Genomic DNA, 18,633 nt, shown 5'->3' with positions numbered 1-18,633 from the left:
AGACTACTCGAACTCGGCGCTCGCCGTCTCGATGATCTCGCCCTCACCGTCGTAGAGCGTGACCGACTTCGCCTCGGACAGCGTCGGCCACCACGCGACCAGCCACCCGTTGGCGATCGTGCCGGTGACCTTCCTGCCGTCCTCCGTGTCGATCCGCGCCTTCGCGACGCCGGGGCTCACCCGGCCGAGCAGGGTCCGCCGCGGCTCGCCCCTGCCGGGATCGGGGTTCGACAGCTGCAACCCCTCCAGCCTGAACTTCGCCTGCCCGAGCGGAGGACGGCCCTTCGGATCGCCGCCGCCACCCTGCATCTCGATCCCCTTCGGCGTGCCCAGACACGTCTGGTCGCTCTGCGGGCCGGTGAACAGCACCAGCGTGAGGTCGCCGCGCTGGTCCACCACCGTGACGTCGGTCGGCATCGCCGGCCAGCCGGGGAGGTCCTTCCGGTGGAACTCGTCCCGCCGCACGATCTCCTCGCGGCAGGCCGCGATCTGGCCCTCCAGCTCCGGACCGGGGGCGCGCGGCTCGGCGGTCCACGACGCGTAGGCCGACGGGTTGGTCGGCGTCCACAGCACGGTACCGACGACGACCGCGGCGGTCAGCGCGGTCGCCGGCACGGTCAGCCGCCACCACCGGCGCCGTGGCTTCCGGCTGATCTCGTTCAGCAGCGCGTGCTTGCGGGTCTGCACCCGCATCGGGTCGAGCTGCGGGATGTCCGGGGTGATGTTCACAGCGCTTCCTCCTCCACCAACGCGCTCCGCACGGTGCGTTGCGCACGAGCGAGGCGGGACTTCACCGTGCCGACCGGGATGCCGAGCACCTGGGCGATCTGCGCCTGGGTCAGGTCCGACCACGCGGACATCTCCAGCACCTCGCGATCCCCGGCAGGCAGCTTCTCCAGCTCCGCGATCACGGCTCGTGTGCGTGCCTCGGCGTCCACGCGCCGTGCGACGTCATCGGCGTGGTCGTCGTCGGCGTGCTGCTGCGGAACCTTGCCAAGAGCTGCCTTGTAGCGCGTGCGGGAGCGTTGGTGGTTGCGGGTGGCGCCGAGCGCGACGGTGTACAGCCACGGCAGCAGGGACTCCTCGACCGTCACGGACGTGCGTTTGCGCCAGGTCTCCATGAACACCACGGACACCAGGTCCTCGGCGACCGCCCACGTGCCGGTGCGGCGCAGGCAGTAGGCGAACACGGCCTGGGCGTGGCGTTCGAACAGCAGCCCGAACGCCTCGCTCGCGCCGGCCCGGACCTGCCCCCAGAGTTCTTCGTCGGTCACGGACCCTCCTCTCTGCTCCGCCTATGTCCGCGGGAGGAGGGTCGGTTCACGACTCGACCAGACCGGGTCGTTCCGGGTGGTCGTAGCGCACGAAGAGGTCGGCGGCGGGGTCGTAGTCGTCGAACGCGGGCAGCGTCCACTCCTCGGCGGTCTTGCGCTTGAGCGCGCCGGGGGAGAGCCAGAGGTGGACGGTCAGCTCGGCGGGCAGCCCGCGGTCGAGCAGCAGGGTGCCGTCGACGAGGACCACGCCGTTCTCCGGCACGTCGACGTACTCGGCGCGGCTGGCGCGATCGGTGACCGCGTTCCACAGCGCCGGCAGCACCTTGCCGTCCATCGCCGGGTCGAGCACCTCGCGGCGCAGACCGGCGTAGTCGAACCAGCCGTGCCGGTAGGAGTACGGGTCGGTGCGGCCGTGTTCCAGCCGCACCGACGCCGGGCGCAGGAAGTCCTGAACGGACACCCGCTGGACAGCGCGGCCCAAGGCGCGCAACGGTTCCACGACGGCGTCCGCGAGCCTGCCCGGGTCGGCGGCCGGTGCGCCGTCGATCAGCACGCGCGCCCGGCCGTCGATCGTGCCGATCCGCGAGACGATCTCGGTGACGAGCGAGTCGAACGTCAGCGGGCGTACTTTCAAGGCTTCCAGTCCGCCCAGGCCGTGTCCCACCAGATCTCGCCCGACGCCAGCATCTTCTCGATCTTGAGCCCCTCGGCCCTGATCTCCTCGGCCTCCCGCGCCGAGTACTTGCCGGCCGCGACCTGCTCCTCGAACTCGTCGAGGTCGCGCTGCTCCCACGTGCCGTCGGGCGCGAGGGTGTAGTCGAGCGCGTGGTCGAGGGTCTCGAAGCCGTCCTCGACGCGGCGGTAGGGCGCCTGGAGGTTCAGGTAGTAGTTGCCGAACACCCGGTCGTCGCCCTTCCAGAACAGGTCGACCGAGTAGGCGTCCCGCGGGCGGTGCAGCATGAGCTTGCCGTGACCGCGCCAGAAACCGCGCTCCGGTTTGTCCCACGGGTGCGGGTGGTGGTGGTCGGGGTAGGTGAGCCGGGCGCCCGGCTCCACGAACACCGCGAGCAGCCCCGGCTCGTCGACGATCACCCTGGTGGGCATCTCCGACCACACCTTGCCGTGCAGCACCTCACGCCGCACCACGATCTCACCCGGCGTGAACGACCTCATGCGGAGAACTTACGTGATCACGCTCCGCCGCGTCCTCGGCCAGCATCTTCCGCTTGAGCGGCGGGACGGCGTTCGTCACGCGCAGGAACGTCCGCTGGAACGCCGCCGCGACCCGTCCGATCACGGGCTTGTGGACCACGCTGCGGCCGTCCATCATCTCGCGCGACGCCTCCACGGCGTGGAACCCGTACTCGACCATCTCGCGCTCGTACTCGCCGATGGCCTGCACGGCGTCACGGCCCTGGTGTGCCTCGACGAGCTTGCGGCACAACAACTCCGCGTCGCGCAACGCCGTGTTCGCGCCGATGCCGCGACCAGGGGTCATCAGGTGCACCGAGTCGCCGATCATCGTGACGGTGCTGGGCTCCCACGGCTTGAGGCGCTCGGACGTGCGCACCCTGATCTGGAACACGGTCTCCGGCGTGGCGCGGGCGAAGAGCTCGCGCAGGTCCGGGTGGAACTTCGGGGTCAGGTTGAGCACGACCTGCTTGAGCTCGGCCTGGCTCAGGTCCTTCAGGTCCGGGAACTTGTCGTGCGAGGCCGCGTAGCCCCACATGATGTAGTCGTCCTCGACGCCCGTGCCGTCGAAGCGCATCACGTGCACGATCACGAACTCGCCGTGCGGCCCGAACAGCAGCGTGATGCCGCCGTCGGCCAGCGGGGGCAGCAGCTTGACGTGCTCGTCGGTCAGCGGCAGCTTGCCGGCGATCGACGTGATGCCGGTGTCGACGACCCCGGCGTGCGGCAGGCGCTGGCGGCGCACCTTGGACTGCGCGCCGTCCGCGCCGACCAGCACGTCACCGGTCTCGGACGTGCCGTCGCCGAAGAACGCGGTGACCGTGCCGTCGTCGTTCTGCGTGTAGTGCGTGAACGTCTTGTCGAACCGGACGACGTCGTCCAGGCCGTTCAGCAACGCCGTGCGCATCGCGATCCGGCTGACGGACTTCTCGCTGCGGCTGTCGTCGAGGTCCGTCGCGATGTCGCCGACCAGCAGCTCCTTGTACTTCTCCGTCCGCATGACGATGTGCTTCGGCGGCCTGGCCGTGGTGCGGACGAACTCCGCGAACACCTCCGGCGGCAGGCAGCTGTGCAACGCCTTGCTGCCGTCCGGGCTGATCCCGACCCGGTAGCCGATCAGCATGCTGCGCGGCGTGCGGTCGCGTTCGAACAGCGCCACGTCCACGCCGGCCTTCTTCAGCCCGTGCGCCAGGCACAGGCCCCCGGTCCCCGCTCCGATGATGAGTACGCGCATGACAACCCCCTCACTAAGTCTCTTAGTGAGGAAGATATTCAGTTGGAGAGACTCTTGTCAATCGTCCTGACTGAGCCTCCGCAGCCGGGCGGTCGCGAGGGCGAGCCGGACGTCGTCCGGTGGCAGCAGCCTGACCAGCTGTTCCAGTGCCTCGACGTCGTGTTCGCCGGAGTCGGTCTGGGTGAACGTCCACAGAGCGTTCGCGTCGCCGCGTTGCAGGGCCGCCTTGCGCACGCCGGTCGCGAGGTCGTCCCGCTCGGCCAGCACCACGGGGGCCTCGGAGCGGCGCAGCAGCGAGCCGCGGTACCGGCTGGTGGCGAGCGGCACGTTGCCGTTCTGCAGGGCAGTGCGGACGCCGAGGAAGTCCGTCTCGACGTCGGCGGTGAGCCGGTACGGCCTGGTCGCGAGGACGTCGGTGCCGAGCTGGGCGCGCAACCGGTGCAGCTCGGCGCGCACCGTCGTCGGGTTGCCGCGCTCGCCGTAGAGGTGCAGCGCGAGCTGGTCCGCCGTCAGCCTGCCCTGGAGCGTGAGCGCGCAGAGGATCTCCGCGTGCCGCAACGAGATCGGCACCTCGCGGCCGTCCAGCACGACCTTGGGTTCCTGCAGCAGGAACGACAGCGACAGCATCCGGCGGCGGACGTGCCGCTGCCTCGGGATGCGCAGCAGGTAGCCGTTGGCCAGGGGCTCGAGCAGCGCCTCGCGGCCGTCCGGCAGCTCGACGCGGTCTCTCGACACGTCCACGCGCGGCGGCAGCAGGCCGTACGGCTCGACGGCGACGACGCGGCCGGTGGGGCTGAGCAGCGCGCCCGGTTCGCCGCGCAACGCGATGAGGTGCCGCATGTTGCGCGCCCGCAGCTCCTCGTCCTGGGCGTGCATCCGGACGAGCATCTCCGACTCGGCGAGCCGCGCCGACGCCGAGACCAGCGCCACCATCGAGGGATGCACCGTCTCGATCGGGCCGCTGAGGTCGACGACCCCGATCGTGGAGCCCGTGTCGGGGTCGCGGATGGGGCTCGCCGCACACGTCCAGTGGTGGTAGGTCCGCACGAGGTGCTCGGCCGAGTGGACCGTGACGGGGGCGTTGGTGGCGAGCGCGGTGCCCATGCCGTTGGTGCCCGCCGCACGCTCTGACCAGAGCGTTCCCTCCGCGAGACCGACGTCCTCGGCGCTGCCGCGGGTGTCCTTGGAGCCCTCGCACCACAGGATGTGGCCCTGGGCGTCCGCGATGATCATGATGTGCCCGGCCTCTTCGGCGAAGCCCAGCAAGGTTTCCCGGAGCAGCGGCAGCGTCGGGTGCAGCGGGTGCCGTTCGCGCAGGTCGGAGAGTTCGTCCGCGGCGAAGACCGTCGGGGCCGTGTGCAGGTCGGGGTCGACGTTGGCGGCGAGTGACCGTTGCCACGACGCGGAAATCACTGAGCGTGGCGAACTGGCCGTGCGAGTACCACTCAACACGGCATCTCTGACGCGACTCAGCAACAGTGCGTGTTGCCCGGGTTCGTGGGTCACTGATCCATCCACGGGTTGCAACGAGCATGCAACGTTCTGCTGCCTACTTTCTCATTTCTCCCACCCCGGTCAGCCGGTGGGCACCTTTTTGGCAAGGAATTCCGGCGAGGAGTCGACATGACGCAGTACGCGGCACCGGGGCAGCCCGGGAGCGTGGTCGCGTACCGGGCGAGGTACGACCACTTCATCGGCGGCGACTACGTGGCGCCCGTGAGCGGCGAGTACGCCGAGAACGTCACGCCGGTCACCGGCGAGGTGTTCACCGAGGTCGCCCGCGGCACCGATGCCGACCGCGCCCGCGCGCTGAACGCGGCCACCGGCGCCGCGCGCGCGTGGGGCAACACCACGCCCCGCGAGCGCGCCACCGTGCTGTGCGAGATCGCGGACCGCATCGAGGAGCACTCGACCGAGCTCGCCGTCGCCGAGACCTGGGACAACGGCAAGCCGGTCCGCGAGGCCCTGGTCGCTGACCTGCCGATGCTGATCGAGCTGTTCCGGCAGTACGCCGCGATCATCCGCACCGAGAACGGCGAGATCGAGCAGCTGGGCCGCAAGGCCGTCGACTACCGCTCGTTCCAGCCGCTCGGCGTGGTGCACGAGCGGATCTCGTGGGCGTTCCCGCTGATGAACGCCTGCCGCGTGCTCGCTCCCGCGCTGGCCGCAGGCAACACCGTGGTGCTGGAGCCCGCCCTCCAGACCCCGGCGTCGATCCACGTCCTGCTGGGCGTGATCGCCGACCTGCTGCCGCCGGGTGTCGTCAACGTCGTCACCGGCTCAGCGGACCACCCCGTGGTGGCCGGGCGGTGTCCGAACATCTTCTTCTCCGACGTGCTGGCGCAGCGCGACAACTTCCTGGACAAGGCGCTGGAAGGTTTCGCGATGTTCGCGGCCAACCAGGGCGAGATCCCCACGGCGCCGTCCAGGGCGTTGATCCAGACCGCCGTCTACGAGGAGTTCCTGCACCTCGCGACCGTGCGCACGCAGTCGTTGCGCCTCGGCGGCCCGCTCGACACGGACACGATGGTCGGCGCTGTCGTGAGTCTTGCGCAGCGCGATCGAGTTCTTGCGTACGTCGAACGGGGCAAGGCCGAGGGCGCGCGCCTGGTCGTCGGCGGCGAGGCCTCCGGCCACTACGTCCAGCCGACGATCTTCGAGGGCGACCACCGCTCCGCCGTGTTCGCCGACGACGTCCTCGGCCCGGTCGTCTCGGTCACCCGCTTCGACGACCGCGACGACGCCGTGAAGATCGCCAACGAGGCCACGGCCCAGCTCGGCGCCGGCATCTGGTGCCGCGACCTCGTGCTGGCGCACAACGTCGGCCAGGACCTGCGCGCCGAGCGGGTGTGGGTCAACAACTACTACGCCTACCCGGCGAACACCGCCGTGCTCGCCGAGTACCGCCGCGTCAAGCACCTGGTCGTCAGCTACTCCGACCGCGGCCAGGGCTACTTCTAGTCACTTCTTCCAGGGCACCTGCGGGCTCGCGTAGAAGCCGATGCCCTGCACCTTCCACCGCGGCGCCTGCGCACCGAGCCGCGGTGCGAACCGCTCCCAGTCGTGCGTCGACGCCTGGGCCCAGCCCAGCTCGGCGGCCACCGGGAGCCGGGGGAAGGCCATGTACTCGATGTCGGCCGACGTCCTGATGGTCTCGGTCCACAGTGGAGCCTCGACGCCCCGGACGTTCTGCTCCGCCACGCCCTTGAGGTAGGCGCCGGGGTTCCAGCCGTAGGAGTCCCTGACCTCGACCAGCCCGGCCCAGTCCAGCCCGAGCTTGGTGTTCTTGTCGTACTTCATGTCGAGGTAGACCCGGTTCGCCGGCGACATCAGCACCTTGTTGCCGCGCTTGGCCGCCGCGGCCACGTTGGCGTCGGTGGTCGTCGTCCCCCAGAACTGCGGGATCGTCTGCGTGTCCTTGGTCGTCTTGACGAACTCGTGCCACCCGACCGTCGTCTTGCCGTACTTCTTCACCAGCGGCAGGACCCGGTCCATGAACGTCTGGTAGTCCGCGTCCGGCGTCGACAACGCCTCGTCCCCGCCGATGTGGAAGTACGGCCCGGGCGTGATGGCCGCTACTTCTTTGATCACGTCCTCGACGAACTTGTACGTGATGTCCTTGTTGATGCAGAGGGAGCTGAAGCCGACCTCGGTCCCGGTGTACAGCGGCCGCTTCTTGCCGTCGCAGTTGAGCTCCGCGTAACTCGCCTGCGCCGCGTTGGTGTGACCGGGCATGTCGAACTCGGGAATCGTGGTGATCCCACGCGCCGCCGCGTACTGGACGAGGTCCTTGTACTGCTCCTGCGTGTAGAACAGCTTGCCGGTCCTGCCACCGACCTCGGTGCTGCCGCCGATCTTCGTGAGCTCGGGCCAGCTCTTGATCTCCAGCCGCCACCCCTGGTCGTCGCTGAGGTGCAGGTGGAAGTAGTTGATCTTGAACGCGGCGATCTGGTCGATGTACCGCTTCACCTGGTCCGTGGTGAAGAAGTGCCGCGACACGTCCAGCATCGCGCCACGGTGGTGGTACCGCGGGTGGTCGACGATCGTCGCGCCCGGGATCGGCCAGGGACCCTGTTGCCTCGTCTTCGCCTCGACCTTGGCGGGGAGGAGCTGGCGGAGCGTCTGCACGGCGTTGAAGTGGCCTGCCGTGCTGTTCGCCCGGACGACCACCTGCTTCGGGGTCACGTCCAGCTGGTAGCCCTCGGGGCCAGTCTTCGGGTCCGCGCCCGCGGTGAGGACGATGCCCTCGCCCTGGACGTCGTTGGTGATCGGGAGCTCGAAGCCCGTGCTGGGGCGGAGGATGCTCGCCAGCAGCTCGGCCGGCTGCTTCGCCTCCTGGGTGGAGAGCTGGATCCTGGCTGCCGCCGTGAGGGTGAAGGTGATGTCGGGGCGGGGTTGGACCTGGGCCGGTTGGGGGACCAGTTCCTGCAGGGTGGTGGCGGGGGCCGCCGCTGCTGTTTCGGTCACCAGCACTCCTGATCCGGCGATCAACAGCGCCGTCAGCGCTGCCTTGAGTTTTGTGGTCACGCCGTCCGTCCTCCTGGGTGCGAAGGGGCTGGGCGGCGTTCAGCCACCGTTTCAGCGGGGGCGGTGGGGTGTCAAGGTTCAGACCAATTTCGGGGGCGCGTTCGGGTCCGTAGGTGGGTTTGTTGCGTTGGCGGTGGGTCCCATCACGAGTGATAGGACCCACCGCCGGGCCCTCTTGGCTCAAAGCGAAAAGCAAAGGCCAAGAGTCTCGGCATCGCTCGGACTGTCAGACCCCATCGCTAGGTTGGGTCGCGGGGGATTCGAAACCCGAGGGGACCCCTGCGCGAGCCTGCCCTCAGGCCGTCAGAGGTGTTCCTTGCTCAGCTTCTGCCACAGGGCCGGGAGCGCCGCCTCCGTCTTGTGCGCCAGCTCCACCTCCTGCCCGTACAGCAGGCCGAAGGTGAACCCGTTCTCGTCCCCGCGCCCCAGCTCCAGCAGAACCGGCCGCGCCACCACCGAGTCCTGGTGGTCGCCCAGCAGCGTCTGCACGTCCTTCGCCCGCTTCCGCAGCGCCTTGGCGTGCTTGCCCAGCGCCGGTTCCGCCACCTCGGCCGAGTACCGGAGTCGCTTGGCCGCCTTGCGGGCCTCGTGCAGCGGTTCGTCGGAGTCGGACGTGGCGAGCGCCTCCTCCACCCGGTCGTCCAGCCGCCGCCGCGCCTTTTCGACGAGACGGGGCAGCACGTCGCGGGCCTTGCCCGAGGCGGCGGAGGTGAGGGGCGGGGTGCCCAGCAGCGTGTCGATGGAGTTCAGCAGCGCGAAGTAGCGCTCGCTGTCCAGCGCCGCCACGGAGTCCTTGTGCGCCTTGGCTTCCAGCGGGGCGAAGTGGCGGGTGACGCGGGCGGCCACGTCGCCCAGGACCAGTTCCGGCGGCAGGGCGTGCAGGCCGTCGGTGAAGCGCATCCGGAGCACCTCCAGGTCGCGCGAGGTGCCGAGGACGGAGGCGAGCCACTTGAGCTCGTCGGTCAGGGTGCGGGTCTGTTCGCGGTCCACGATCTTGCCGAACGCCTGCAGAGCCGAGCGCATGCGGCGGGTGGCCACGCGCATCTGGTGGACGGCGTCGTCCTCGTTGCGGCGGACGCGCGGGTCCTGGTTCTGCAGGGCGGCGCGTTGTTCGTAGAGGTAGGCGAGGACCACTTCGCCCGCCGTGGACTTCTTGCCGATCGTGGGGCCGGCGTCGCGCTTGACGCCGATCACCTGGGAGAGCTTGGACTTCGAGGACGACGGGTGGATGCCCGCGTCGCCCAGGTGGCGTTCGACGGTGTCGAGCAGGTCGCGGTCGCCGCTCTCGCCCAGCTCCACCTCGATCTCGCGCCACGAGGTGGTCGTGGTGGAGGAGCCCATGGTCTGGGCGGTCACGACGTCGTCGACGACCTCGGCGAGCATCTCGCCGTCGCCGTTGGTCAGCTGCCAGCGGCGGCGGTTCGTGCGGATCTCCGCCACGGGGGACAGGGTGTCGCCGCGGGTGTGGGCGCGGACCAGCGAGGAGAGGTCCTTCGGGGGCTTCTTCGTCCCGCGGCCCAGGGGGACGCGGAGCTCCTGGCGCGAGTCCTCGCCCGCGGGGAGCTTGAGGTGCCAGCCCTCGTCGCTGCCGCCCACGCGCCTGCGCAGCGTGACGCCGGCGCGGGCCAGCCGGTAGTCGCCGGTGTCGAAGTACGTGGCTTCGAGGTCGAACTCCTCCGGTCCGGTCGCCACGCCGGTGATCTCGGTGAGGTCCGGCAGACTCGCGTCCGATGGTGCCTCGTACTTGCGTTCGGTCTCAGTAACGGAGGTCGCCATCTCCTATTAATACCTCGTTTTGTCGCAGTTCACCCGTGTTGTGACGGTCTGTGAGGAACGCCTGCCACGGCTGGGCGGATCGTGGTCCCTAATGCGTGCATTCCACGGCTACCCGCTTTTGCCTCCGCTCAGTGTCCGGTTCGCTGGTCGTGTGCCCACGGAGAAGGAACGGCTCGACGTGGTCGAGCCGCAGGTCGCCACGTTGATCAGCCACGTCGGTCAGCTCACGGCCGAGCTCGAGCGCGTCACGGCCCGCCTGACCGTGCTGGAACGGCGGTTGTCGGGCGCGGGCGACGGGCCGCTGGCCGACCTCGACGCCGTCAGCGGGGCCGTCGAACCGCTGGTCGAGGCGTTGCGCAAGGCGTGGGACGCGGAGCAGGAGATCCTCGCCGACCCCGCCCGCGTGGAGCTGAAGCAGGAAGTGCTGGAGTTCGACGGGCTCAAAGCCCGCCGCGACGACGCCAAGTCCAAGCTGGACGGTGGGCGGGTGCCGCGGTTCGAACGGGACGCGCTGTCGCACGAGGTGCGGCAGATGGAGTGGCTGATCAACGCCAACGAGGCGAGCGCGCAGCGGGCCGCCGAACGGCTGGAGGCCGACGAGGACGCCGCCGGCGAGGAGTGGCGCACCGAGGCCGTGCTCGCCGGGGGCAAGGCCCGCGGCGAGATCAAGGACGCCGCCGCGCACCGCATCTCCGAGGCGCTCGGCCAGTACGCGCGCATGCCCGTGTGGTTCCGGGTCGGCCTGGGCGAGATCCCGACGCCGGACCCGTCGTTCTGGCTGGAGTCCGCGATCGCCGTGCTCGCGTACCGGCTGGAGTACGGCGTCACGGACGCGGTGTCGCCGCTCGGCGCCCCGCCGTCCGCCTCGTCGGGCAGCGAGAACTGGGTGCGCCGCACGAACGTCCACGCCGACATCACCGACCGGCTCACCACGTTGGCCGCGACGTTCCATCTCCAGTAACCTGTTCTGCAACCGTCGGGTTGCAGAAGGGTGTGCGCGTGAGTCAGGTCGATGACGTCTTGGCCGCACTCGCCGACCCCATGCGCCGCCGCATCCTCGATCTCGTGGCGGCGAAGGGGGCCGCGTCGGCGTCCGCGCTCGCGGCCGAGCTGCCGGTCAGCCGTCAGGCGATCGTGAAGCACCTGGGCGTGCTGGAGAAGGCGGAGCTGGTGGCGTCCGCGCGCGCCGGGCGGGAGAACAACTTCTCCGTCCGGTCCGGCGCGCTCGACGCCACCGCCACCTGGATGGCCTCGCTCGCCTCGCAGTGGGACGCGCGGCTGGCCGCGATCAAGAAGGCCGCGGAGAGCTGATCACGACGGCCGTTGGAGCGGGTCCAAGAAGGCCGGTCACGACGGCCGCCGGAACGCGAACGCGCCACCCACCATCGTCGCGAGCACGGGGATCTCCGCGATCGCCTCGCTGGTGCGCGGGTCGTCGCCGAGCACCACGAGGTCCGCGAGCTTGCCCGGCGTGAGGCTGCCCAGCACGTGCTCCTTGCGGCACGCGTAGGCGCTGCCGAGCGTGTACGCGCGGATCGCCTCCTCGACGGTGATCGCCTCGTCCTGGCCGACCGCGCGCCCACCCGAGGAGCGGCGGCGCACCATGAAGTCGATGGCGCGCAACGGCGCCCCGTCCGCGACCGGCCGGTCCGAGCTGCCCGCGACCGTGATGCCGTGGTCGAGGAACGCCCGCCCGCGGTACATCCACGGCGCCCGCTCCGCGCCCATGATCTCGCTGTAGTCGTCGCCGTACGCCCACAGGAACGCGGGCTGGACCACCGGGATCATGCCCAGCGACGCGATCCGCCCGAGCTGCTCGGGACGCACCAGGCCGCAGTGCTCGATGCGATGGCGCGCGTCGGTGCGCGGCCGTTGGCGCTGGGCTTCTTGGACCGCGTCCAAGGTGAAGTCGACGGCCCTGTCGCCGATCGCGTGGACCGCGAGCTGCCACCCGGCGTGGTGGGCGTCGATGATCGCCGCCCGCATGAGCTCCTCCGGCTCGGCCAGCTGGCCGGCGTTGCTGGTGCCGGCGTAGGGCTCGGACAACGCGGCCGTGCGCGCCATCATGCCGCCGTCGGTCCACAGCTTCATGGCGCCCAACGACAGCATGTCGTCGCCGAAACCGGTGTGCAGGCCGAGGTCGATCGCGCGGGGGACTCCGTCGGCAGGGTCGGCGGTGACGTCGTGCAGGACGTGCGCGGACACCATGAGCTGCACGCGGATCGGCAGCCGCGCGCGTTGGTAGGCGGCGGCTTCGAGCGGGCTGCTCGCGATCAGACCCGCGCCGATGCCTGCTTCCGCGCACATGGTGACGCCCTCGGAGAGCACCTGCTGTGCGCTCGTGTGCAGCTCCGCGGTGATCTCGTCGAGCGAGTAGGGGAGTCGCAACGTGCGGGCGGCCAGCTGCTCGTTCTCCGTCAGCCACCCGTCGCTGACGATCCCCGGAAGCCGTTGCAGCACAACGGAGTTCACCACGCACGCGTGGCCGGAGAGGTCGGCGACGTAGACGGGCCGGTCGCCGCTGATCCGGTCGAGGTCGAGCGCGGTGAGCGGGCGGTCCATGATCCGCCGGTCGTAGCCGGACGCCTCGATCCAGCCCGTGCCGGTGACGCCGGCGAGCCGGTCGAGGACCTGTTCGACCGCGGCCAGGCCGGTGATGTCGGTGGTGCGGCGCCCGTTCCACGCCAGGTGCGTGTGGGCGTCGATGAAACCGGGCAGCACCACGGCACCGCCCAGGTCGGCGGTCTCGGCCGCGGGCAGGTCGGCGACGTCGGAGTCGAGTCCGGCGATCCGGCCCTGCCAGATGCCGATCGTGTGCGCGACGGGACGTGCCGGGTCCATCGTGATGGCCCGGCAGCCCGTCAGCTTCAGGTCGAGTCTCACCCGTTGATTGTCATGCGCGCGCGAGGACCGGCACGGGCGTGTTCGTCAGCACGGACGCAAGGATCTCTCCGGACCGCACGGCGACGTTGGACAGCAACGACGACGTGATGCCGTGCGAGTGCTCGGTGCCGCCCTGGAGGTAGATGCCGCCGCGCAACGTCGTCTGCACGCGGTAGTCGCGGCCCACGATCAGACGGCCGGCCTCGTCCCGTGCGCACGTGTCTTCGAGTGCGCCGAGCACGGGCGTGGCCTCGTCATAGCCGGTGGCGAGCAGCACGAGGTCGGTGTCCACGAACTCCTGCTCGCCGGTGACGAGCGACTGGATCACCGCGCGGGCGCCGTCCGCCGACTCCTCGACGGCGACGAGCCGGGTCATCTTCATCATCTTCAGGCGCTCGGTGCCGAGCACCTTCTCCTGGTACGCGGTGCGGTAGAGCTGCGCGATCAGGTCGACGTCGACCACCGAGTAGTTGGTGTTGCGGTGGTAGTCCATCAACCGCTGCTTCACGGCGTCCGGTGCGTCGTAGTAGTGGTCGACGGCCTCGGGGTCGAAGATCCGGTTCGCGAACGAGCTGTCGTCGGCAGGGGAGTAGCCGTACCGGGAGAACACCGAGCACACCTCGGCGCCGGGGTATTCACGGTGCAGGTACGCCACGGCCTCGGCGGCGCTCTGACCCGCACCCACGACGACGCAGCGCTTCGGGTCAGTGAGCCCGCCGACGCGGTGCAGGAACTCGCTGTTGTGCCACACGCGGTCCGACAGCGCGATTCCCTCGGGCACGGCCGGGCGCAGTCCGGTGGCGAAGACGACGTTGCGGGCGTGGTACACGTCACCCGTGGCCGTCGTCACCTCGAACAGGTCGTCCTGGATCGCTTCCACGCCAACGGCTTCGACGCCGTACGCGACCACGTCGTCGACCTGCGCGGCGGCCCACTCGAAGTAGTCGTGGAACTCGACGCGCAGCGGGAACAGGTTCTTGTGGTTGACGAAGTCGATCAGCCGGTCGCGGTCCCGGAGGTAGCACAGGAACGAGAAGCGGCTGGTCGGGTTCCGCATGGTGACCAGGTCCTTGAGGAACGACACCTGCATGGTGGCGTCGTCCAGGAGCATGCCCCGATGCCAGCCGAACGCCTGTTGGCGTTCCAGGAACACCGCGGTGACAGGGGTTTCGGCCTGCTCGTTGTGCTCGGTCAGAGCGATGGCGAGCGCCAGGTTCGAAGGACCGAACCCGATGCCGACGATGTCGTAGATCGGATGCATGAGCACCTAACTTAGGGAAGCCTAAGCTATCTGCGCAAGCCGTCAGTTAGGTTAGCCTGACCGTATCGCACCGGAGTAGAGGAGGACACCCCCATGAGGGTCGTCATGTTCGGGTTCCAGACCTGGGGTCATCGCACCCTGCAGGCACTTTTGGCGTCCGAGCACGAGGTCGTCCTGGTGGTGACGCACCCCAGGGGTGAGGGCGCGTACGAGAAGGTCTGGAGCGATTCGGTCGAGGACCTCGCCCGCGAGAACGGCGTCGACGTGATCGTCCGCGAACGCCCCGAGGACCAGGAGCTGCTCGACGCGCTGAAGGCCGCCGAGCCGGACGTGATCGTCGCCTGCAACTGGCGCACGTGGATCCCGCCGCAGGTCTTCGCACTGCCGAAGCACGGCACGTTGAACGTGCACGACTCGCTGCTGCCGAAGTACGCGGGCTTCTCGCCGTTGATCTGGGCGCTGCTCAACGACGAGAAGGAGGTCGGCGTGACGGCGCACATGATGGACGACACGCTCGACGCCGGCGACATCGTGCTGCAGCGGTCGGTTCCGGTAGGCCCGCGCGACACCACGGCCGTGCTGTTCGAGAAGACGCTGGAGCTCTTCGGCCCGATCACGGTCGACGGCCTCGCCGAGATCGCGTCCGGCCGCACGGACTTCACCAAGCAGGACCGTTCGCAGGCCTCGTTCTTCCACAAGCGCGCCGAAGAGGACCTGCGCATCGACTTCACCTGGACCGCCGAGGAGCTCGACCGCCTGGTGCGCGCCCAGTGCGCGCCGTACCCCAGCGCGTTCTGCTTCCACCGCGGCCAGCGGCTGGAGATCATCGAGGCGGACGTCTCCTCCGAGGTCTACGGCGGCACTCCCGGCCGGATCTTCTACCGCGAGGGCGACGGCGTGACGATCGTCGCCGGTGCCGACGCGCGGCGCGGCCAGAGCAAGGCGTTGCTGGTCAAGAAGGTTCGCACCGCCGACGGCACCGAGCTGAAGGCCCACGAGTACTTCAGGCACATGGGCGGCTACCTCACCTCGCGCCCGTAACTCCGACACGCGGATCACGGGCCGGGTGACCAGCCCGTGATCCGCATGGTCGATCATTGCCGCATGAATCGCGCGGCGGTGACGTCACTGGTGGTCTTCGTGCTGCTGCTGGCAGCGGGCTGGTACCTCACGAATCTCCAGTCATCGCAGGAGAATTCGCCCAACAGGCCCCCGTCCACCAGCGCGACGCCCGGCGGTTCGTCCGACCTCGGCGCACTGAAGATCGCGCCGGAGAGCAAGATGGCGGGCTACAGCCGCGACCGCTTCCCGCACTGGGCCTCGCAGGGGAACTCCTGCGACACCAGGGAGATCGTGCTGCAGAAGCAGGGCGCCGACGTCAAGACGGACAAGGACTGCAAGGCCACGTCCGGAACCTGGACCAGCCCGTACGACAACGTCGTGATCAAGGACGGCGGCGAGGTCGACATCGACCACACCGTCCCGCTGGCGGAAGCCTGGCGGTCCGGCGCGGACAAGTGGACCGACGACGACCGCAAGGCGTTCGCCAACGACCTCGGCGGCATCCAGCTCCTCGCCGTGACCGCGAAGACCAACCGCAGCAAGGGCGACCAGGACCCGGCCAAGTGGAAGCCGCCGGTCGAGGCCTACTGGTGCACCTACGCCCAGCACTGGATCCAGGTGAAGATCACCTACCAGCTCACCGCCGACCAGGCCGAGCACGACGCCCTCGCCACGATGCTCAAAGCCTGCTAGGCGCTGTCCTGCAAGTTCATCGGGCGACAGTGGCGGACGAGGGCACCGCCTCCGGGTCTCTCGCCCGCGCCTCTCACCTGATGAACTTGCAGGACAGCACCTAGTCAGGCCAGAAACCGGGATTCCGGGTCGGCGTGAAGTCGATCAGGCGGCTGCGGATCTTCCCGGTGAGCAGGTCGAACAGGAACGCGGTCGCCGGCCCGTCGTAGCTCTCCCACTCGGAGAACTCCGCGTCGCACCAGGTGATCGTCCACTGGTCGGGCTCTCCGCCGGTGCGCCAGAACAGGGTGCACCGCCCGGCTTTGCCCCACTGCACGAGCCCGTCGAACTCGCGCGACTCGTAGACGTCGCTGAAGAAGACGTCGAGCGACTCCTCGTCCTCGACGGGCGAGACCACCTCGACGACGTGGTCGAAGACGCCGGTGCCGAACGTCCCGAGCAGGTCCTTGAAGTCGCCGGGGAACGCGAACCCCACGTGCTCCTCGGCGTCGTCCCAGGACAGCTCGGGTTCGCGCCGCGCGACCCGGCCCAGCAACGCCACGAGGTCCGCGTTCCTCGACAAGAGATCCCCTCCGGTGTGCCGACGGCACGGCCCGACCCCCCAGACGGGCCGCGTCGGCTTCTTCCTCTCGTACCCGGCCTCCCCCGAGGCCGGCCCCCTACCCGACCTGAACGGACTCGAACAGGCCGGACAGCTTCCAGTGCGTCACGTACCCCATCGCCTCCGCGGCGATCAGCACGTCGAGCTTCCCCAGGTTCGTCCGCGCCGGCATCTGGTACGCCTTGCCCCGCCGCGCGTCCAGCACCATCGGCGTCGCCCCCGGCAGCGTGTCCGCCACCGTGTGCTGCAGGATCCGCAACGCCACGTTCGCCGCCTCACGCGTCAGCGGCGCCTCCTTGGTGTGCACGAGCACCGCGTACGACGTGCCGTCCTTCTTGCGCAGCCCCAGGTGCGGCCGCACCTTCAACGTGAGCTCGCCGGCGCGGTAGGCGGCCCCCTCCACCGGGACGCCGGTCGCCCTGAACGCCCCCAGCCACGGCAGGAAGCCGTCGGCGATCTCCTCGAACGCCCGCGGCTGGCCCGTGCGGTTGGCGCCCGTGATCGCCTTCTTGAGCTCGATCTCCGGCTCGGTCGAGTTGACCGCTCGTCGCATGGCGTCGCGGATCGGGTTGTAGAACCCGCACACCCTGGTGTCGGCGGCGAGGTACATCCCCCGCTGTTCGGAAACGATGTTGATGCGTCCACGCTGGCCGCTCATGACGTACTCGGTGAACGACAGTGCGGTGACGCTGACGTTGTTGTCCGGCAACGCTTTCTCCCCTCGTACCGCGAGCTTCACCTGACGTTATCCGAGGGGTCTGACAAAAACCGGGCTGCTCCGAACGGAGCAACGGTTACGTATTGTTGAACATTCGCTCGAATAGGTGACACGCAGAGTTGCGACGTAGATCGCAATCGGTAAACGGACGGTGACGGACCGGGAACCGATCACGCGGATGACCGTTCGTCTGCCGTTCGCCGACGCTCACCGAACGCTCACCGCATGACCGGCGGAAGTAACACTCCGTAGAAGATCAACTCGGGAGAATGGGGTTCGTCAGGAGGAATCACGGCGAGGGAGCACGATGGCGGTAAAGGCGGAGCGTTCACCCGATAGAGCGGGTGACGTGGAGGTTCCGCAGCCGCGGCAGCTGGAGAGGTGGCTGACGCAGGTCGGTCACTGGCCCCACGCCGTGCAGGTGACCGTCATCCTCGTGCTGATCGCGCTGCTGCTGTGGGCCATCGCCGTCACGTTGGGCCCTGACCAGGCGTTCATCGTCGGCTCCGCGGGCATCGCGGCCAAGCTCATCTGCATGTACCTCGACACCCGCGTGCGCAACTAACGCGCGTATCGCTCCTGAGCGCGTGCCTTCGCCTTCGCTGCCTCGACCTCGCGGTCCTTCGGCGGCGCGGAAGTCACCAGCGCGTCCAGCAGTTCCCGCGTAGCCGCTGCCACGGCCTCGACCGCCTTGTCGTAGGCGGCCTGGTTCACCGCGGACGGCTTCGCGGCCCCGCCCACCTTGCGCACGTACTGCAACGCCGCCGCGTGCACCTCGTCGGAGGTGGCCGGCGGTTCGAAGTTGTGGAGCACCCGGATGTTTCGGCACATGCCTCCACTATGACCTGTTCGGCGGCGCCGCGCGGGTGTGGATGCGTTCTCCCTGCTTGCCGAACAGGCTGAGGATCTCGGCCGGCTTGCCGTCCGCGCTGCTGAAGCTGTGCGGCTGACGGCAGTCGAACTCGGCCACCTCGCCCGCGCGCAGCACGATCTCCTGGTCGCCGAGCCGCATCCGGATCCGCCCGCTCAGCACGTAGAACCACTCGTACCCCTCGTGCACGCGCGGTTCGTGCAGCTCGGGGTCGGTGAGGATCATCTTCCACGCCTGCAGCGGCCCGATCGAGCGGGTCAGCGGGATGCCGACGCGGCCGTGGTCGAGCTGGCGCGGCTTCATCACCACCCGCGGATCACCGACCTCCGGCGCGCCGACCAGGTCGTCCAGCGACACCTGGTAGGTCCGCGACAACGGCAGCAGCAGCTCCAGCGTCGGCTTGCGCTGGTCGGTCTCGAGCCGCGACAGCGTCGACTTCGAGATGCCCGTCATCTCGGACAACGTCGCCAGCGTCAGATCGTGCTCTGCCCGCAGCGCGGCGAGCCGTTGCCCCACGGTTGTTGCCATAACGGCAACTTACT

20 protein-coding genes are annotated in these 18,633 nt (G+C 69.4%); 6 read left to right on the top strand and 14 right to left on the bottom strand.

Going from position 1 to position 18,633, the window contains the following annotated elements; all coding sequences use genetic code 11:
* Positions 1-3: 3 nt before the first annotated feature.
* From ACQEU1_RS18570 to ACQEU1_RS18545, 6 genes are read right to left on the bottom strand one after another with little or no spacing between them, the layout of a single operon-like run.
* Positions 4-729 (bottom strand): hypothetical protein, encoded by a 726-nt coding sequence (locus ACQEU1_RS18570; protein ID WP_433202900.1) that lies wholly within the window; start codon positions 727-729, stop codon positions 4-6.
* Positions 726-1,274: an RNA polymerase sigma factor gene (locus tag ACQEU1_RS18565; protein ID WP_433202897.1), complete on the bottom strand. Its 549-nt coding sequence runs from the start codon at positions 1,272-1,274 to the stop codon at positions 726-728. The genes ACQEU1_RS18570 and ACQEU1_RS18565 overlap by 4 nt, the downstream gene beginning before the upstream one ends.
* Before the next feature lie 46 nt (positions 1,275-1,320).
* The gene (locus tag ACQEU1_RS18560) at positions 1,321-1,908 is read right to left on the bottom strand and encodes a uridine kinase (RefSeq protein WP_433202894.1); all 588 of its coding nucleotides are present in this window, start codon (positions 1,906-1,908) and stop codon (positions 1,321-1,323) included.
* Entirely contained in the window at positions 1,905-2,447 is a 543-nt protein-coding gene (locus ACQEU1_RS18555; protein WP_433202891.1) for a DUF402 domain-containing protein, read from the bottom strand. The genes ACQEU1_RS18560 and ACQEU1_RS18555 overlap by 4 nt, the downstream gene beginning before the upstream one ends.
* Positions 2,425-3,699 (bottom strand): FAD-dependent oxidoreductase, encoded by a 1,275-nt coding sequence (locus ACQEU1_RS18550; RefSeq protein ID WP_433202888.1) that lies wholly within the window; start codon positions 3,697-3,699, stop codon positions 2,425-2,427. Before ACQEU1_RS18550 ends, ACQEU1_RS18555 begins: the two co-directional genes overlap by 23 nt.
* Before the next feature lie 57 nt (positions 3,700-3,756).
* Entirely contained in the window at positions 3,757-5,112 is a 1,356-nt protein-coding gene (locus tag ACQEU1_RS18545) for a GAF domain-containing protein (RefSeq protein WP_433202885.1), read from the bottom strand.
* A gap of 210 nt (positions 5,113-5,322) precedes the next feature.
* On the opposite strand from ACQEU1_RS18545, the gene ACQEU1_RS18540 reads away from it, so the two are divergent.
* Positions 5,323-6,660, top strand: a complete 1,338-nt coding sequence (locus tag ACQEU1_RS18540; protein WP_433202882.1) for an aldehyde dehydrogenase family protein — start codon at positions 5,323-5,325, stop codon at positions 6,658-6,660.
* Here the strand turns inward: ACQEU1_RS18540 and ACQEU1_RS18535 are convergent, their stop codons facing one another.
* Together ACQEU1_RS18535 and ACQEU1_RS18530 are read right to left on the bottom strand one after the other, a co-directional pair.
* The gene (locus tag ACQEU1_RS18535; RefSeq protein WP_433202879.1) at positions 6,661-8,226 is read right to left on the bottom strand and encodes a beta-N-acetylhexosaminidase; all 1,566 of its coding nucleotides are present in this window, start codon (positions 8,224-8,226) and stop codon (positions 6,661-6,663) included. It abuts the gene before it with no gap.
* 303 nt (positions 8,227-8,529) lie between these two features.
* Complete coding sequence (locus ACQEU1_RS18530) at positions 8,530-10,002, bottom strand: CHAD domain-containing protein (RefSeq protein WP_433202876.1); 1,473 nt, start codon at positions 10,000-10,002, stop codon at positions 8,530-8,532.
* Between the two features lie 151 nt (positions 10,003-10,153).
* Between ACQEU1_RS18530 and ACQEU1_RS18525 the strand changes: the two genes are divergently transcribed.
* Positions 10,154-10,963 (top strand): hypothetical protein, encoded by an 810-nt coding sequence (locus ACQEU1_RS18525; protein ID WP_433202873.1) that lies wholly within the window; start codon positions 10,154-10,156, stop codon positions 10,961-10,963.
* 38 nt (positions 10,964-11,001) lie between these two features.
* Positions 11,002-11,313, top strand: a complete 312-nt coding sequence (locus ACQEU1_RS18520; protein WP_433202870.1) for an ArsR/SmtB family transcription factor — start codon at positions 11,002-11,004, stop codon at positions 11,311-11,313.
* Positions 11,314-11,349: 36 nt separating this feature from the next.
* Here ACQEU1_RS18520 and ACQEU1_RS18515 read toward each other — a convergent pair whose 3' ends face one another.
* Entirely contained in the window at positions 11,350-12,885 is a 1,536-nt protein-coding gene (locus tag ACQEU1_RS18515) for an amidohydrolase (protein WP_433202867.1), read from the bottom strand.
* Between the two features lie 10 nt (positions 12,886-12,895).
* Positions 12,896-14,146, bottom strand: coding sequence for a lysine N(6)-hydroxylase/L-ornithine N(5)-oxygenase family protein (locus ACQEU1_RS18510; protein WP_433211570.1), 1,251 nt, complete (start codon positions 14,144-14,146; stop codon positions 12,896-12,898).
* A gap of 93 nt (positions 14,147-14,239) precedes the next feature.
* Between ACQEU1_RS18510 and ACQEU1_RS18505 the strand changes: the two genes are divergently transcribed.
* Entirely contained in the window at positions 14,240-15,187 is a 948-nt protein-coding gene (locus ACQEU1_RS18505) for a methionyl-tRNA formyltransferase (protein WP_433202864.1), read from the top strand.
* Between the two features lie 63 nt (positions 15,188-15,250).
* Positions 15,251-15,901 carry an HNH endonuclease family protein gene (locus ACQEU1_RS18500; protein ID WP_433202861.1) on the top strand — a complete coding sequence of 217 codons (651 nt, stop codon included), beginning with the start codon at positions 15,251-15,253 and terminating at the stop codon, positions 15,899-15,901.
* A 100-nt stretch (positions 15,902-16,001) separates the two neighbouring features.
* Here ACQEU1_RS18500 and ACQEU1_RS18495 read toward each other — a convergent pair whose 3' ends face one another.
* Together ACQEU1_RS18495 and ACQEU1_RS18490 are read right to left on the bottom strand one after the other, a co-directional pair.
* A complete protein-coding gene (locus ACQEU1_RS18495; protein WP_433202858.1) occupies positions 16,002-16,463 on the bottom strand; it encodes a hypothetical protein in 462 nt (153 codons plus the stop codon).
* Between the two features lie 97 nt (positions 16,464-16,560).
* Positions 16,561-17,241 carry a hypothetical protein gene (locus tag ACQEU1_RS18490; protein ID WP_433202855.1) on the bottom strand — a complete coding sequence of 227 codons (681 nt, stop codon included), beginning with the start codon at positions 17,239-17,241 and terminating at the stop codon, positions 16,561-16,563.
* A gap of 328 nt (positions 17,242-17,569) precedes the next feature.
* Here ACQEU1_RS18490 and ACQEU1_RS18485 point away from each other — a divergent pair, with 328 nt between their 5' ends.
* The gene (locus tag ACQEU1_RS18485; RefSeq protein ID WP_433202852.1) at positions 17,570-17,785 is read left to right on the top strand and encodes a hypothetical protein; all 216 of its coding nucleotides are present in this window, start codon (positions 17,570-17,572) and stop codon (positions 17,783-17,785) included.
* Here ACQEU1_RS18485 and ACQEU1_RS18480 read toward each other — a convergent pair.
* Together ACQEU1_RS18480 and ACQEU1_RS18475 are read right to left on the bottom strand one after the other, a co-directional pair.
* The gene (locus tag ACQEU1_RS18480; protein WP_433202849.1) at positions 17,782-18,051 is read right to left on the bottom strand and encodes a DUF2277 domain-containing protein; all 270 of its coding nucleotides are present in this window, start codon (positions 18,049-18,051) and stop codon (positions 17,782-17,784) included. The genes ACQEU1_RS18485 and ACQEU1_RS18480 overlap by 4 nt on opposite strands.
* A 7-nt stretch (positions 18,052-18,058) precedes the next feature.
* Positions 18,059-18,619, bottom strand: coding sequence for a cupin domain-containing protein (locus ACQEU1_RS18475; RefSeq protein WP_433202846.1), 561 nt, complete (start codon positions 18,617-18,619; stop codon positions 18,059-18,061).
* Positions 18,620-18,633: the final 14 nt, after the last annotated feature.

This window comes from Lentzea sp. CA-135723 (genome assembly GCF_050936595.1).
GTDB lineage: Bacteria > Actinomycetota > Actinomycetes > Mycobacteriales > Pseudonocardiaceae > Lentzea.
Note: the sequence above shows the minus strand (reverse complement) of the source record. Positions and strands in the feature narration are given on the sequence as shown.